Here is a 15,378-nt window from a genome sequence, read left to right as displayed (position 1 = left end):
ATAAGCAAACAACAAACTATCCACACTTTTATGCATAGAAATTAACAAATCGGGCATTTCAGGCCGCATATTTTCTTTTTCTCAGATATGCCTGGATAAGCCCCGCAACTACCAGCAAAGACAATGGCACAAGCAGATTTATCAGCTGCCATCGCAGCTTTTCATCACGAACGCGTGCCTTATCAAGCAAACGAAGCTTAACTTCCTTATTTCGAAGTTCGATAATGCCCGAATCGTCTGTTAAGTAATCGACAATATTTAGCAACAGGCTCCTGTTTCCATACTGCTGTTGTGTATAACGATCGTAACCCAATGGAAATGGTGAGCGATCTTTTGAACTAACCTGGCTCTTCAAAACATCACCATCTGAAATGAAAACCATTTTCGTAGGAATGCTTTTTTCAGGGATCTGAACCTGCTCACTCATGCCTTCAGGTTGCTGACGATTTTTAAAATCCGATGGGAATACCCCTTCCGACAAAACAGCAACCGGCAAAGGAACATTTTTAAATTGCCTTGGATCGGGTTGCTTATTAACCATATCGAGTGATATCATTCCGGGAGCAATCATTGCCCGGCTGTAAGGCGAAGATGCCAGGATCACTTGCTTTTTAATTCCTTTTACGCCAATAGTATCAATCGTAGATGCAAACTCGCTGCGTATGCCGTCGAGATTTTTCACTATCGGGTGTTGGGACGTAGGAATGAAGATCGGGTAAAACAACCATGGAACCATTTGCATTTGCGACTGCCCACCGACATTTCCCACCTTCAAGGGAATTTGGGCACAGTTCATATCTGCAATCAGGTTGTAGTTAATTCTTATACCGTAGTTAAATAATATGTCATCCAGGTTCAACTTTTTAGGAAAGGCCAGTTGCTGGCCTCCATGCCCCTGCAGGCTATCAAGTTCAGCATTTACATTATCGATAGCCCACAAAATCCGGCCGCCGTTCATCACGAAATAATCTATTTTAAACTTATCGGCTTCAGAAAAAGATGAGTCAGGCTTAGCTATAACAAGCAATTTAAGCTTTCTCAAGCCATCGAGAGATATCGCCTTAAGGTCAACTCTTCCAACGTCGAAACCATCCTGCAACGAAGTCATAGCATCGCTAAGCTGTAAATTATTCAGCTCGCGGTGGCCATCCACAAACCCAATTAAAGGCTTTCCATTCTTGACGACTTTTTCAATAGCACTGACAAATGCGTATTCCAGGTTTTGTATTGAATTGTTCAATACTTCATCCGGACTGGCAGACATACGGTTCTGTAATAATCTAACCGGAATTTGCTGGTCATGATAAGTAATCAATGCTTCGGGAAAAATAATTTTTTGCGTCAGCCCTTCTTCCGTTTTTACACTAAGATTGGTAGGTTCGATACCAGCGGCCGCTAGTTTTTCAAAATTTTCCTGCTGCTGTTTTTCATCTCCTTTAGCTGGATTAACAAAGTCAACGTGGATCTTTCCGTGAGAATACGAGGCTAAATCCAGGAGCAAATCATTTGTTTCATTTTTCAATCTCCGAAAGCCCGCAGGAAGATCGCCGTCCAGATAAACAGTTATTTGAAGATCGCCATTTAAATCTGACGCGATTTTATGGCTAAGATTGGAAAGCGTGTATCGCTTATCAGCTGTAAAATCAAAACGGGTAAAATAAAACGAAGAAATAAAATTGATGACTATTATAGCGATCAGAATTCCAAAAAGAACAGAAAGGTCTCGTTTACGTTTGTTTACCACGTTCTGCCTCCTAAAACCGTTTTGGTACAAACTAAAAAAAATGCGATAAAGCTTAAAAAGTAAAATAGGTCGCGCGTGTCGAGCACACCACGGCTAATTGCCTCATAATGTTCTTCGATGCCCAATCCGGCAAGTGTGCCTTCGATACTTTGAAAAGAGAGTATTTTACTGACTGCTCCAAATCCCGCGAATGCGATAAAGCATAGGAACACAGACAATGCAAAAGCGATTATCTGGTTTTTAGTGATCGAGGAAGCAAAAATACCAATGGCCGAAAAAGAGCTGCCAATTAAAAACAAACCGATATAGGAACCAATGACGGCGCCAGTGTCGACATTCCCTTTCACGGCGCCAAGCTCATAAACCGTGTAATAGTAAATGAACGTTGGAATAAGTGCTAGTAAAACGATAACAACGCTTCCCAGGTATTTGCCTGCAACGATCTGCCAATCTGTTACCGGGCTTGTTGCAAGTGTTTCGAAAGTCCCCTCCTTTTTTTCCTCGGCTAAAGACCGCATAGTTATTGCCGGGATGAGAAACATAAAAAGATAGGGCACTATGGAAAACAACGTCTCAAGACTGGAAAAACCATATTCGAAGATACTCGTGTCCGGAAAAATCCATAAGAACAGGCCGGTAACGGCTAAAAATATACCTACTGTTATGTAGGCTACAAGTGAATTGAAATATGATGAGACTTCTTTGCGAAAGATGGATAGCATTTTGCTAATTAAATCTCAAAGTAAATCAATATCCCCTTAACAAAAAAGCTTCCGGAGAGAATTCCGGAAGCTATTGCAAATTATCCTGGCGTTATCGCTAGCTATTTTCAGCTCATGTCTTTTAAATTGCTATTTCGGTTACTGTCGCGGAAATTGTCAGCTTCTATAAACCTTATGTAGAAGCAACCCGGAACATGGGCAGGGCGGCAGTTATCTTCCCGGGAATATTTTATGGCAATAGTTGACACCCGGATAAACAGCCATTAAAACTTATAAGCGGCTTTGATGGCAAATTGATTGAGATTGCCCCCGTCACGATCCCAAACTTCGAAACGGCCTCCAATGTCCAGATAGCCGTCCTTTGTAACCGGAATTGAGACACCAGCTCCTGGGCTGTATACTAAGGCCACGCCTGCATTTTTTTGCGTACCAATGCTGACTCCAAAGGTTCCTTCGGCATATAAGTAATTTTTAATGTAATATTTACCGCCGGCTTTTAACGGGATGTAACTTTTATTGATATCAGACTCGTCATACGAGCTTGACTTTAAATAATAAGTAATGAACCCGGCCACCCCTTCCAGGTAAAATTTACGTGTAACCGGTATTTCCAGCGCTCCGGAACCGCCAAATCCAAAACGGAATAAATCGGCGAACTCATGATCGGTGGGAAATCCGAATTCAGGCCCGAGACTAAACCGCGGCTTTGGAAGGTAAGGCCTGGGGGTTGATTGCGCAAATACACTAACTAAGCTTAAACTAAAAACAAGGGAAATGAGGAATCTTTTCATTAATTCGCGCTACGGATTCATTAAAAATAGGTAAATCATTAACAACATACAAAACTGGTTGTTTAGGTATTTTATTGCTTAAACAACAACATTTTGGGATGTTAAGCGGATAAAAATTTCTTCAAGGCTTTTGGATTTGTGCCGACTGAAAATATTCTGCAGTGAGTCATTTTCAACAAGCGTTCCCTTATTGATAATCACCACATCATCGCAAACGGCTTCTACCTCCTGCATAATATGTGTTGAAAAAACAATCGTTTTATCTTTTCCCAGATCACGGATCAGCTGCCTTATATCAACCAGCTGATTTGGGTCCAGTCCCGACGTAGGTTCATCCATAATTAATACCGGTGGATCGTTTAAAATTGCCTGAGCGATACCTACCCGCTGCCGGTATCCTTTTGAAAGTTGGGCTATTTTTTTGTTTTGTTCGACTCCCAGCCCTACTAAATCAATCACTTCCTTAATCCGTTGCACTTTATTTGGCGTTTGGTGAAGTTCAGCGATAAAATTCAGGTATTCCTTTACATACATCTCTATGTACAATGGATTATGCTCCGGGAGATAGCCTACCTGCCTTTTTGCTTCAACAGGATTTGTTAAAACGTCAAATCCGTTTACCAATGCCTTGCCGGATGTTTGCGGTATGAAGCACGAAAGGATTTTCATCGTGGTTGATTTTCCTGCACCGTTCGGACCAAGGAAGCCCATGATACGCCCGTTATTTGCGCTGAAAGAAATTGAATCGACAGCTTTTTGCTGGCCGTATGCTTTGGTGAGGTTTTCAACCTGAATGCTCATAAGGCAAATATACGTTTGGGATTAGGATTTGAGAGGGATTGAGAAATTGATTTCATTGATTGTTCCCAAATTAACCTTGCATCGGGTTCGGTTTAAAATGAGCTGATATCACACAAAAATTATCTGCAGCAACGGCGCTGTGGCCATGAAAATCTGTCCCGCGTTCAATAAACCCGGGTGTCAGCGGTAGTTTTGCCATGATGGAACATTCAATTTTCCATACGTTTGAGGCAAAACTTTAGCAGAACACGGGACTATCGGACTCGATAAATCAGGAACTTGCTTTTCAAATTAACATTATTCATATAATCTTTCATACACTAAAATAAATACCTTAGTTATCCAGATAAAGACATGAGAGGACATTCTACACAATCCCTACTCACGCAACTCTTTTAACCTCAATCCATCTCTGAAAATAAACGCTACACCACCTAATTCTAAAATCCAATATTATCTTTGCCCCTGTTATGAGTAAAAGTACCGACGAACTTTTTAAAAACGTTATATCGCATGCTAAGGAATACGGTTTTGTATTTCCTTCAAGCGAAATTTACGATGGCCTGAGCGCCGTTTATGATTACGGCCAGAATGGTTCGGAATTAAAAAACAATATCAAAACATATTGGTGGAAAAGCATGGTGCAGCTGCACGAAAACATCGTGGGCATCGATGCCGCGATTTTTATGCACCCCAAAACCTGGAAAGCAAGCGGCCACGTGGACGGCTTCAGCGATCCGATGATCGATAATAAAGATTCCAAAAAAAGGTACCGTGCCGATCAGCTTTTAGAAGATAAAATTGCCCGTTATGAAAAAGACGGCAAAAAGGAAAAGGCTGACGCTTTACAAACAAACCTGGACGATGCTTTAAAAGCAGATAATTTGGTTGCTTTACGTGATCTCATCATCGAGCATGAAATTGTTTGCCCGGTTTCGGGAACCCGTAACTGGACCGATGTCCGCCAGTTCAACCTGATGTTCAGCACGCAAATGGGCGCTATCGCCGATGATGCGGACCAGATTTATCTCCGCCCGGAAACAGCGCAGGGAATTTTTGTAAACTTCCTGAACGTTCAGAAAACAGGCCGCATGAAAATCCCTTTTGGTATTGCACAAATCGGAAAGGCTTTTCGTAACGAGGTTATCGCGCGCCAGTTCATTATGCGTATGCGCGAATTTGAACAGATGGAGATGCAATTCTTTGTTCGTCCCGGCGAAGAAATGAAATGGTATGCTTACTGGAAAGAGGCGCGCTTGAAATGGCACCTTGCCGTAGGAACACCAGCAGAGAAATATCGTTACCACGATCACACAAAACTGGCTCACTATGCAAATGCCGCCGTTGATATTGAATTTGAGTTTCCTTTTGGGTTTAAAGAAGTAGAGGGGATTCACAGCCGCACAGATTTCGACCTGAGCCAGCACCAGGAACTTTCAGGGAAAAAACTGCAGTATTTCGATTCGGAGATCAATCAAAATTATATTCCTTATGTAATCGAAACTTCTATCGGCCTCGACAGGATGTTCTTGTTAACGATGATCAATGCTTACGAAGAGCAGGACTTAAGCGAAGGCGACAAAAAAGACAGCCGCGTGGTTTTAAAACTTCACCCATGCCTGGCGCCGGTCAAAGCAGCCATCCTGCCTTTGACCAAGAAAGATGGCTTGCCGGAAAAGGCTCGTGAAATTATGAACCGCCTGAAACTAGATCACAATATCATTTACGAAGAAAAAGATTCGATCGGGAAACGCTACCGCCGCCAGGACGCTATCGGAACGCCGTTCTGCATAACGGTCGACCACCAGTCGCTGGAGGATAATACGGTAACTATTCGCCACCGTGATAGTATGCTGCAGGAACGTGTAGCGATCGATCAGCTGGATAAAATTATCGGGGAATTAGTAAGCTGGAAGAATTTGCTGGCGAAATAATTTCCTTTATAAAAAGGAAAGGCGCATTGATGAGTCGATGCGCCTTTTTTATGAAGACGTCCCCGGTATGGTGATAACACCAACCGGAGGTTGAATCCTTACGTCCCCGCGATGACTAGACTGGCAGCTGGTGTAATGTCGTTTCCCTATGGTCGGTGTTGTCACCGTACCATTTCTATATATTCATATCTCTAAAAGTCGCGGTATGGTGAGAACACCAACCGCAGGTGAATACGGTAACTATTCGGCACCGTGATAGTATGTTGCAGGAACGTGTAGCGATCGATCAGCTGGATAAAATTATCGGGGAATTAGTGAGCTGGAAAAATTTGCTGGCGAAATAATTTCCTTTATAAAAACAAAAGGCGCATTGATGAGTCGATGCGCCTTTTTTTATGGTTGTTGGTTGCGCACTGGAAAAAGCACAGACTTTGCAAGCCTTGGTCTATGTGCCGGCTTTGCACGGCTTGCAAACGTGTATGCTTGTTTGTTTTGGCTTATATTCCATACGTTCCTGCAATTAACTGAAACAGTTCAAGTTCTATTTGTTCGTTATAACTTCCTGTCGTTCTTACTTCATCAACTATATTTTTTGTTTTCTTGGTTACCAATTCCAAAACGGAATTTTCAGGAATGATAAACGGAATTTTCTTTATATAGTTTGCAGGGTTATTGGCTGATGGATTAATGGTTCTTATCAATTTATTACAAGTTGGCGAATTGAAAAAAGCCAATAAATAATAGGTCAAGCCTTCATCTTTCGGAAAAATGCCTACAATACTTTGGTCGAATAATTTGTTTTCAATTAATGATGCCGTGATGCTTGATGAACTTATCATCGGTACGCCAATACCAAATTTAAAGTAGTATCTCGGATTTTGAAATCGTGCTTTTTTATCGGTTTTGTAATATTGAACGGCTTCTTTACTCCAATTCATAAACCAACTTTCTGGCTTTAAGTATTTGGTATTTCCACCTTTTACAATTGGTAGGAAATGTTGCTGTCCGTCAATTCCGCTCAGTATTTCAGAATTGTACTTATAATCTGTATTGATGCTTTCAATATTTGCCAACGCGTAGTTTTTCCCATTTTTTAATTCATTACTAATCACTTGTAAAAAACGCTTGTCATCTCCCGAATAAAACCCCGTAACACAATCGGAAATATCACCAACTTTTAATTTTGACTGGCTGATGAGTTTTAGTATCTTACTATTTTCTGCAATCAAAAAAGCGTGTTCGGGATTTTTAAAGACATCTTCTTGTTTGAACGAATACTTTTTTAAATTTTCATCGTCGATGTTGTTCAATTGTTCTACATTATCAAAGCCGTTAATAACAACGAAGGTGTTTTTTAAGCATTCTTTATAATCACTTTTCTTTCTCAAAGTAATGATGGACAGATTTGCATATCCAAATTTCACTCCTGGGAAAAACGAGGAAGGGAATAATGCTAATTCTACGATTTGTGTTTTATTCAAAATGTGGTTTCTCAACGCCTTGTGCATATGCAGATTGAGAAAAGTATCGGGAATGATAAAAGATAAAATTCCGTCTTCTTTTAGTAGCTCAATACAGCGGTATAAAAACAAGCCGTAGCTTTCTTTGGCATACAATTCGGGGTACATCTTTTTTAGCACAACCCGCTTGTCATAGTCTTGCCATGCTCCGTACGGTGGATTGGCTATGATTTTGTCATAAATGCCGCCAAAGCAAGAATTGAATTTTAATTCGGTATCTAACAACGTATCACATTCACGAATAGTTACATTTAAACAATCAGAAAACTTCTCACTAAGAATTTCTACAGACCTTGTATTTAACTCGCAAATATCAATGTGGGCATATTCGTTTTCGCTTAAAATTGTTTCAACAAATACACCATCGCCACCGCAAGGTTCAAAGATTTTATCCCTTGCCTGCAATGAAAGTTTACTAACCATATAATCAACGATAGGTGTAGATTTAGTGTAAAATGCCTGATATTTTCTTGCTTCGCTTATCATTACCAAAGTAGATATTGTAAAAGTCTGTTGTCACCTAAGTGCTGTGTTGTTTCTTCATTAAAATCTGTTGCCCAATCAATGTTCGTTTCTGTCCATTGTTTCAGATTGTAACCTGAATACTCTTGCACTTTCTGATAGGCTACATTGCCACAATATGCCTCCCAAATCCCTGAATTTTTCAGCGTATTAAAATAGCTGTTATTTTCTTCTGCTCTTACAAAAAGCAGGCATTTATAGTTGTCGTCAAGATTTTGGTAAATGGTGGCTACTAGCAACAGTCGGTTTGTATTTCCTTTTTCGTTTGAACCAAAACCGCTTTTAAAATCAACAACATATTTTTGGTCGTTATGTACGAAATGTAAATCCAGTTCCAATTGAATTTCTCCCGAGCTTACCAAATTCCAAACTTTGTCATAATATCTTTTCAGTTCTTGTTTTTCTTCGTCAGGAATAGTTAGTTTATCAATGTAGCTGGTAATTTCATCCGTCATTTTCTTTTTAACCTCAGAAAAAAGCGGTGGTACAAAAAGTGCAATATCATTAACAGGATAATAAAAACACAACTTGCAAAACGGATCCCAAAGTTCTCCAACTCTTCTCGAAAAATCCATATACTCATAAGGTCTTACTGAATTACGGCTTTCAATCATCACGACGATATTGCAGTAAGTAATCATCAAAATGGCTTCTAACTTTTCTTGGTTAGTCCATTTTTCTTTTTCAGCTTGTTGCAACAAAGTTGTTATCAAATTATACTTGGTTTGGTTCAAAGCTTCATTAATAGCTCTTGCCCTTTTATCAGACTGCGTGTCTGCAAATCGGGTTTTGATTTGGGTCAAAAACTCCCTTGCCCTATCTCTGAAATAAGCCAAAAGTTCCTGTTTCTTGTTCTTTATATTCTTGTCAATATTCATTTTTTGTTTTGTTGTCTTTGATATTTTATTTTTTCTTCTGCTACTTTTAAAATTTCTAGTCCGTTATCTTCATCCAATAACTGATAGGTGATTTTGTCGCTTAGGTAGCGAAGTTTTAGTTCCGATTTTTCGATGTGGAAGATTTTTGAAATGCCGTCGATGATTTGTTCGTTGGCGTTTCTTTCGTTCTTTTCAATTTTGCTTAGTGTAGAAGTGTCAATGTCCAACTCCGAAGCTACTCTTCTAAGTGGAAGGTTAGCATTTTCTCTAAGCTCCCGAATGTATTGTCCAAATGATATTTTTTCTACCGTTGACATTTTTTGTTTTGGCATTATTTGTCCAAAATAGTAAAATGATTTTTTCTTCCAAAGTTTTTAGTGCGATTTCAGTCCGGGGTTAGCGGATGGGCTTGGATCACATCAACCCGGAAGCATTTCGATCGATTCCGCAGGCACTTCGAATAGTTTCGGGGACAATTCGATATACGCAGAAGGCATTTCGATACAAAACGGAGGCGCTTTGAAGCGAAATGAGTATAATTTGATTAATTACAAGTGTATTTCTGGTAAACTTTTAATTATTTTAAATAGTGCAGGGTATTTTTGAGCAATTCGGATACCCGATCAAGCCTCCAGAACGTACGCTGAGCTGTTTCTTCAACCCGAAGGCTTATCATATCGCGCCAGTCTTCGACTCCGCCCAGACTAGTACTCTTAAATACCAGGCTGACATCAGAAATTATTAAACACCAAAAGCATCCGACTGAACCTTACCCTTTCAAAATCTCGTGTCCCATCTTATCCCGCTTAGCTTGAAGGTATAAGTGGTTGTGCTTATTTGATTCGATCTCTATCGGCACGCGGTCGACAACTTCCAGGCCGTAGCCAATTAAACCTGCGCGTTTCTTAGGATTATTTGACATGAGGCGCATCTTGGTAACCCCCAGACTTCGTAATATCTGGGCACCGATTCCGTAATCACGCTGATCGGCTTTAAATCCCAGTTCGAGGTTCGCGTCAACGGTATCCAAACCGTTTTCCTGCAGATTGTAAGCGTGAAGTTTATTGATTAGTCCGATACCACGTCCTTCCTGGTTCATGTAAACGATAACTCCTTTGCCCTCCTTGTCGATCATCTCCATCGCTTTGTGAAGCTGCGGGCCACAATCGCAGCGGCACGAACCGAAAATATCGCCGGTAACGCACGAACTATGTACTCTCACCAGGATCGCTTCATCCGGTTCCCACTCACCTTTAATCAATGCGAGATGATGCATGCCTGTGTCAAGTTGGGTATAAGCAACCATTTCAAAATCGCCCCACTCGGTAGGAAGCTTAACTCCTACCTCTTTTTTAATAAGCGTTTCGGTTTTTAAACGGTACGCGATCAGATCCTTTATTGATATAACTTTAAGATTGTGAATACTCGCGATTTCCATCAGTTCCGGCAGACGGGCCATTTCGCCATCGGCTTTCATGATCTCGCAAATAACTCCGGCCGGTTCCAACCCAACGATCGACGCCAGATCAACCGCTGCTTCTGTATGTCCGGCACGACGCAAAACGCCGCCGTCTTTGGCTCTTAGCGGAAATATATGACCCGGCCGACCTAAATCTTCAGGCTTTGTATTAGGATCAATCAGTGCCATCATAGTTTTCGAACGATCGGAAGCCGAAATGCCGGTTGTACATCCGTTTCCCAGCAGGTCGACAGATACGGTGAAATTCGTTTCATGAGTGGCCGTGTTATTTCCTACCATGAGGCTTAGCTGCAAATCATCGCAGCGTTGTTCTGTAAGTGGCGCGCAAATTAATCCGCGGCCGTGAGTGGCCATAAAATTAATTACATCAGGAGTGGCGAAGCGTGCGGCAACTAAAAAGTCACCTTCGTTTTCCCGGTCCTCATCATCAACAACGATAATCACTTTACCGGTTCTTACATCTTCAAGCGCTTCTTCTATTGTGTTAAGCTTGATTTCCATCTTAAATAGAACAAAGGTACAGCTTAACTAAATACTAATGCCTTAAAATTATAATCTGAGGGTAAATTAAGTCAGGCGCGCTCTTTCTTTTTAAATAGCTTCTGGAAAAACAGTTTATATGCCTCCATATCAAACAGAGCCGAATCGACTGTAGCCTTATAAGTTAGAAATATGGCAACAGGGGTTAACACGATAATTGCCATCCACATACCTAATATCGGGTTGATAGCGCCATCTCTCGCAGTTTTTTCACTGATCGTCGCTATAATGTGGTAGATCAAAAAGAAAATGATTGAAACAACCACCGGCATTCCTAAGCCGCCTTTCCTGATGATAGCGCCCAAGGGGGCTCCGATGGAAAAAAGCACAAGGCAGGAAAAAGAAAGCGTAAACTTTCGCTGAAATTCAATCATATACCGCCTTATCTGCTCGAGGTAGCCGGTATAGTTATCCATTTTCATTGACAACGAGCTATTAAGCATTTCGAGCGAGCCTTTGGCATTGGTAATTGCTGTCATCCGCTGATCTTTCGGAATGATATTCATTACATTGCTATAAGGCTTTGCTTTAACCGGCTTCTTATTTTTTACAGGGTTGTAGGTAAAAATTTTATAAGACGACTTAACATTGGGAAAGAAGCTGCGGCTTGCGCTGTCGCGTTGTTTGGTTGTTGAATCCCGATAGTAACTCAGCTGACTGAGATTCAACATGGAATAATTATTTTTAAATAAACCTTCGTCCGTATGCTGCATTTTAAACCCGGACATATCGAACTTCTGTTCCGTTTCATTAAAGCGGAGTCGCCTGAATATCTGCCTTGGATTATAAGATCCTCCCCCCTGCGCCGGTGATTCCTCGTAACGGACGCCATCTTTCAGCTTTAATACTAAAAACTGGTTGTTATCGGTACGAAACATCTTACCCTCTTTAGCCATCACTGTATTGACATTTCCATTGCTGGGATTTTCCTGATAAATTAAAACGCCGTGTAAAGTCTGCCCGTCTTTATCTTTTTTATTAACGCGAATTGTATAGCCAGAAATACTATTGTTGAAAATGCCTTCTTCAATTAAAAAAGCGGCCTTTTGATTTCTTACATCATATAATAACGATCCCATTTTCAGGTTGGCCACAGGCAGCATATAATCTGAAAAAAGAAAGGCTCCGATACTCATCAATCCGATAAGAATGAATAACGGCGTCATTGCTTTCTGAAGCGAAACACCCGACGACTTTATAGCCACCAGCTCGTAGTTTTCGCCTAGGGTTCCAAATGTCATGATAGATGAAAGCAACATGGCCAATGGCAACGCCATGGCGACATTAGTTGCCGATGCATACCATAAAAGCTGGAGAATGACATACCATTCAAATCCTTTCCCAATCAAATCATCAATGTATTTGAAAAGAAAGAGCATGAGCAGCACGAACATCACAATGAAAAATGTTACGATGAACGGCCTTATGAAGGCTTTTAAAACAAGAAGATAGATTTTCTTCACGGATACAAAATTAGCATTTTAAGGCCTAAGCGCCTAAAACACTAATTAAATATTCTATTTGGTTATCCCAGATGAGCTTGCGTTCCTCAATTGCATCTACGGAGGCAAAATCGGTGATAGAGAGAGCGACATCATTTGTCAATTCGTCCTGCAGAATTTCCAGTTCGAAGTAGCATTGCGGTTCGTCATCAAGCCATTTAAACTTAACAAGCTTATTTTCTTTGCTCGACAAGAGCTTTGCCTTGTGCTCCTCGCTGTCCCAGGTAAACGTGTAAACCTGATCCTTATAAAACACATCATCGGCAAACCACTGGGCCAGGCCGTTTGGTTCACTTAAAAAGCTGTATAAGATTTTCGGCGATGATTTTATTTCGTATTCGAGGTTAAATTTCTTTTTTTCCGACATTATAATTTATTAAACCAAAAGCGCTTGCGGGCTTTTTTCACATTTGTTTCTAAAGAAAAGTAAATTAAACTATATTTGCAACTCGATTTTTGAAAGGGGCTTTTTAAGGTTTTTTTCTTAAAACTAAGGCGGGGTAGCTCAGATGGTTAGAGCGTAGGATTCATAACCCTAAGGTCGGCAGTTCGATCCTGCTCCCCGCTACCATACTGGGCAAGTCACTTTTTTGAGCGATTTGCCCTTCTTTTTTACCCTCAAAAACAGCCTTCACGGTATCAAAAACGCAAATTGCTTCATTCACCCGAATAGTTCGATGTTGCCTTCCGTCGAAAACCAATTTTTCAGGAAACATCGAACTAATCAGCCTTCGCTTGTTTACGTTGTATGCTTTTTCAATAAATTGCGGAAAGATTTGTAAGCCAGATCCACTTTATTTTGTAGAAATCTCTACTTTACCACCGTTCATGAATAAATCGTGCGAGACGAAATAGTCTTTACTTGTTTTGCCATTCACTTTTATGGATGTAATTGCCCTGCCTTTTCCCGGTTTTTCTATAGTCAATACTTTACCGTTACTTGTTTTCCATTTCACCTGATCAAACAGTGGCGCCGTAACTAGATACTTTGGATCTGTAGCGGAAAACGGATATAGTCCTAATGCACCGAACACATACCATGCAGACATTTCGCCCGCATCATCCATGCCGCTGAGTTCCAAGCCTTCATCGCCGATTCCATACAAGTTGTTCAGAATATGATCAAGTATCTTTTGCGTTTTCTCCGGCTTGCCGATAAAGGTGTAAGCAAAGGGCGCTTCATGATCTGGCTGATTGCCCTGACAATACTGGCCAATCATCGTTTCTACATTTCTGGCGATATAGTTTGGGTTCCAGGGTACGGTAAACAACGAATCTAATTTCGATTCGAAACCTTTTGTTCCGCCGTATAATTGAATCAAGCCCGGCATGTCATGAGGTGCAAAAAACGATACCTGCCAGGCGTTTGCTTCCCGGTACATGTATTCATAGTAGGGAAACTGAGGATTAAAAGGCTTGATCCAGTCGCCATTTTCCAGTCTTCCTCGCATGAACCTGGTTGAGGGATCAAACATGTTTTTATAATTTTTTGACCGGGCCATCAGTATCCTGTAATTGGTCGTGTCACCTAACTTTTTGGCTATCTGGGCCACCGAATAATCATCATATGAATATTCCAGTGTTTTTGAAACACCCGCTTTGGCTTTGGTCTCAACATCGGGTTTAGCGATATCAGGATCCGAAATATATCCTTTTTGAATGTATTCAGCGATATACGGACGAGTCCCTCCTTCCACATTGGCATTTCTTAGCAACAGTTGATAGGTTCCTTTTATGTCGAAATTGTCGATGCCTCTGAGATATGCGCCCGCGATGGACGATGCGCCATGGTCGCCGTGAAAAAAGGTTGGTATAAAGCCAGTTTTATCTCCAACATCTTTCATCGACTTAATTACATCGAGGGTAACCTCGGGAGAAATCAGTCCCAGCAAAACATCTTTATTTCGGTAAGTATCCCATAACGATGGCTCGGTGTAATAGCTGAAATTGCTTTTTACGACGTTCTTTTTGGCGTCTGTAAACTCTCCGTTGACATCGCTGCGCAGTGCAGGCCACAAAAATGAGCGGTACAGGCAGGAATAAAACATCCGTTTTTGCTTATCTGTTCCACCTTTAACTTGTATGGAAGACAATAGCGTTTCCCATTTTTTCGTTGCTTCTGAGCGAATTTCTGCAAACGTTCTATCACCGATTTCCTGCTGGAGGTTTTGTTTTGCATTCTCTGTACTTACAAAGGATAACCCGATTTTAAGTTCAACCAGCCCCTTGCTGCCATTAGCCAAATGAACCACAGCAAAACCGGTACGCTTGCCTTCTTCCGTTATAACCAGCTTTTCAATTTTGGCATTCACAGTGGCATAGAAGTAAACGTTTTCACCGCCCTGAAAGCCCTTTACAGCATTGTCGCCGACCTGCTCAATTCTCCAGGTCGACACCCTGCTGTTTGCTTTGCCCAGATCAAAAAGTATCTGCCTGTCTGCATTGTTTTTATATTCGTACTGGTGGTATCCGCATCGTAAGGTTGATGTCAGATTCACGTTCACATTGTAATCATCCAGGTATACCTGGTAAAAACCGGGCGCAGAACTTTCCTTTTTATGTGAAAATTTTGATCCGAATTTTGTACCCGGATTTGAAAGCGGCAGTATTGGAATATTACAAAGGTTCCAATGGCCTTTATTGGTGTGAGTAAACCCTAATATCACTGAATCTTCATATTGATAACCCGCGCCGGAGCCGTAAGCTGTAACCGGGCTTAACTGAACCATTGCATTTGGCAACGAGCTGCCGGGAAAGGTAAGCCCCGCCCAGGAGCGCCAGCCTTCCGGTAATTTATAACCGAGAATTTTAGGGTCGTTAAGCGGTGCCGTACCAATAAATGTATTTACATACTTTGTATATTCCATCGTTTGGCTTTTGCCGGGCAATGCGGTAAGCAAAACGATGACTACACTTAAAACGATTTTCATTAAGTTTCCCATTT

The 15,378-nt window shown here is 41.1% G+C and carries 12 protein-coding genes and 1 tRNA gene; 2 read left to right on the top strand and 11 right to left on the bottom strand.

The genetic code is table 11. The annotated features are described in order from the left end of the window. Positions 1 to 58: 58 nt before the first annotated feature. The 4 genes from gldG to GS399_RS18320 form a co-directional block, all read right to left on the bottom strand. Positions 59 to 1,744, bottom strand: a complete 1,686-nt coding sequence (gene gldG / locus GS399_RS18335; protein WP_160846115.1) for a gliding motility-associated ABC transporter substrate-binding protein GldG — start codon at positions 1,742 to 1,744, stop codon at positions 59 to 61. Continuing rightward, on the bottom strand, positions 1,738 to 2,466 hold the full coding sequence (gene gldF / locus GS399_RS18330; protein WP_160846114.1) for a gliding motility-associated ABC transporter permease subunit GldF: 729 nt from the start codon (positions 2,464 to 2,466) through the stop codon (positions 1,738 to 1,740). The genes gldG and gldF overlap by 7 nt, the downstream gene beginning before the upstream one ends. A gap of 263 nt (positions 2,467 to 2,729) precedes the next feature. Then, positions 2,730 to 3,257 carry a hypothetical protein gene (locus GS399_RS18325; RefSeq protein ID WP_160846113.1) on the bottom strand — a complete coding sequence of 176 codons (528 nt, stop codon included), beginning with the start codon at positions 3,255 to 3,257 and terminating at the stop codon, positions 2,730 to 2,732. A 78-nt stretch (positions 3,258 to 3,335) separates the two neighbouring features. Next, entirely contained in the window at positions 3,336 to 4,058 is a 723-nt protein-coding gene (locus tag GS399_RS18320; protein ID WP_160846112.1) for an ATP-binding cassette domain-containing protein, read from the bottom strand. Between the two features lie 470 nt (positions 4,059 to 4,528). Between GS399_RS18320 and GS399_RS18315 the strand changes: the two genes are divergently transcribed. Beyond that, on the top strand, positions 4,529 to 5,992 hold the full coding sequence (locus tag GS399_RS18315) for a glycine--tRNA ligase (RefSeq protein ID WP_160846111.1): 1,464 nt from the start codon (positions 4,529 to 4,531) through the stop codon (positions 5,990 to 5,992). A 497-nt stretch (positions 5,993 to 6,489) separates the two neighbouring features. Here GS399_RS18315 and GS399_RS18310 read toward each other — a convergent pair whose 3' ends face one another. From GS399_RS18310 to GS399_RS18285, 6 genes are all read right to left on the bottom strand, one after another. Further along, positions 6,490 to 7,998, bottom strand: coding sequence for an Eco57I restriction-modification methylase domain-containing protein (locus GS399_RS18310; protein WP_160846110.1), 1,509 nt, complete (start codon positions 7,996 to 7,998; stop codon positions 6,490 to 6,492). After that, positions 7,998 to 8,912: a hypothetical protein gene (locus tag GS399_RS18305; protein ID WP_160846109.1), complete on the bottom strand. Its 915-nt coding sequence runs from the start codon at positions 8,910 to 8,912 to the stop codon at positions 7,998 to 8,000. The genes GS399_RS18310 and GS399_RS18305 overlap by 1 nt, the downstream gene beginning before the upstream one ends. Then, a complete protein-coding gene (locus GS399_RS18300) occupies positions 8,909 to 9,229 on the bottom strand; it encodes a helix-turn-helix domain-containing protein (RefSeq protein WP_160846108.1) in 321 nt (106 codons plus the stop codon). Before GS399_RS18300 ends, GS399_RS18305 begins: the two co-directional genes overlap by 4 nt. Before the next feature lie 452 nt (positions 9,230 to 9,681). After that, positions 9,682 to 10,893, bottom strand: coding sequence for a bifunctional 3,4-dihydroxy-2-butanone-4-phosphate synthase/GTP cyclohydrolase II (locus GS399_RS18295; protein ID WP_160846107.1), 1,212 nt, complete (start codon positions 10,891 to 10,893; stop codon positions 9,682 to 9,684). 71 nt (positions 10,894 to 10,964) lie between these two features. After that, on the bottom strand, positions 10,965 to 12,395 hold the full coding sequence (locus GS399_RS18290; protein ID WP_160846106.1) for an LptF/LptG family permease: 1,431 nt from the start codon (positions 12,393 to 12,395) through the stop codon (positions 10,965 to 10,967). Positions 12,396 to 12,420: 25 nt separating this feature from the next. Beyond that, the gene (locus GS399_RS18285) at positions 12,421 to 12,801 is read right to left on the bottom strand and encodes an START-like domain-containing protein (RefSeq protein WP_160846105.1); all 381 of its coding nucleotides are present in this window, start codon (positions 12,799 to 12,801) and stop codon (positions 12,421 to 12,423) included. A 127-nt stretch (positions 12,802 to 12,928) separates the two neighbouring features. Between GS399_RS18285 and GS399_RS18280 the strand changes: the two genes are divergently transcribed. Beyond that, positions 12,929 to 13,005, top strand: a tRNA-Met gene (locus tag GS399_RS18280). Positions 13,006 to 13,228: 223 nt separating this feature from the next. Here the strand turns inward: GS399_RS18280 and GS399_RS18275 are convergent. Beyond that, positions 13,229 to 15,364: a GH92 family glycosyl hydrolase gene (locus GS399_RS18275; RefSeq protein WP_160846104.1), complete on the bottom strand. Its 2,136-nt coding sequence runs from the start codon at positions 15,362 to 15,364 to the stop codon at positions 13,229 to 13,231. Between the last annotated feature and the right edge of the window lie 14 nt (positions 15,365 to 15,378).

Origin of the sequence: Hufsiella arboris, assembly GCF_009834875.1 — a bacterium.
Classification (GTDB): domain Bacteria; phylum Bacteroidota; class Bacteroidia; order Sphingobacteriales; family Sphingobacteriaceae; genus Hufsiella_A; species Hufsiella_A arboris.
Note: the sequence above shows the minus strand (reverse complement) of the source record. Positions and strands in the feature narration are given on the sequence as shown.

Bases quoted from the DNA above. Each gene is read 5' to 3' on its own strand.
- gldF (WP_160846114.1), bottom strand. From the start codon at position 2,466: ATGCTATCCATCTTTCGCAAAGAAGTCTCATCATATTTCAATTCACTT.
- GS399_RS18325 (WP_160846113.1), bottom strand. From the start codon at position 3,257: ATGAAAAGATTCCTCATTTCCCTTGTTTTTAGTTTAAGCTTAGTTAGT.
- GS399_RS18320 (WP_160846112.1), bottom strand. From the start codon at position 4,058: ATGAGCATTCAGGTTGAAAACCTCACCAAAGCATACGGCCAGCAAAAA.
- GS399_RS18315 (WP_160846111.1), top strand. From the start codon at position 4,529: ATGAGTAAAAGTACCGACGAACTTTTTAAAAACGTTATATCGCATGCT.
- GS399_RS18310 (WP_160846110.1), bottom strand. From the start codon at position 7,998: ATGATAAGCGAAGCAAGAAAATATCAGGCATTTTACACTAAATCTACA.
- GS399_RS18305 (WP_160846109.1), bottom strand. From the start codon at position 8,912: ATGAATATTGACAAGAATATAAAGAACAAGAAACAGGAACTTTTGGCT.
- GS399_RS18300 (WP_160846108.1), bottom strand. From the start codon at position 9,229: ATGTCAACGGTAGAAAAAATATCATTTGGACAATACATTCGGGAGCTT.
- GS399_RS18295 (WP_160846107.1), bottom strand. From the start codon at position 10,893: ATGGAAATCAAGCTTAACACAATAGAAGAAGCGCTTGAAGATGTAAGA.
- GS399_RS18285 (WP_160846105.1), bottom strand. From the start codon at position 12,801: ATGTCGGAAAAAAAGAAATTTAACCTCGAATACGAAATAAAATCATCG.
- GS399_RS18275 (WP_160846104.1), bottom strand. From the start codon at position 15,364: ATGAAAATCGTTTTAAGTGTAGTCATCGTTTTGCTTACCGCATTGCCC.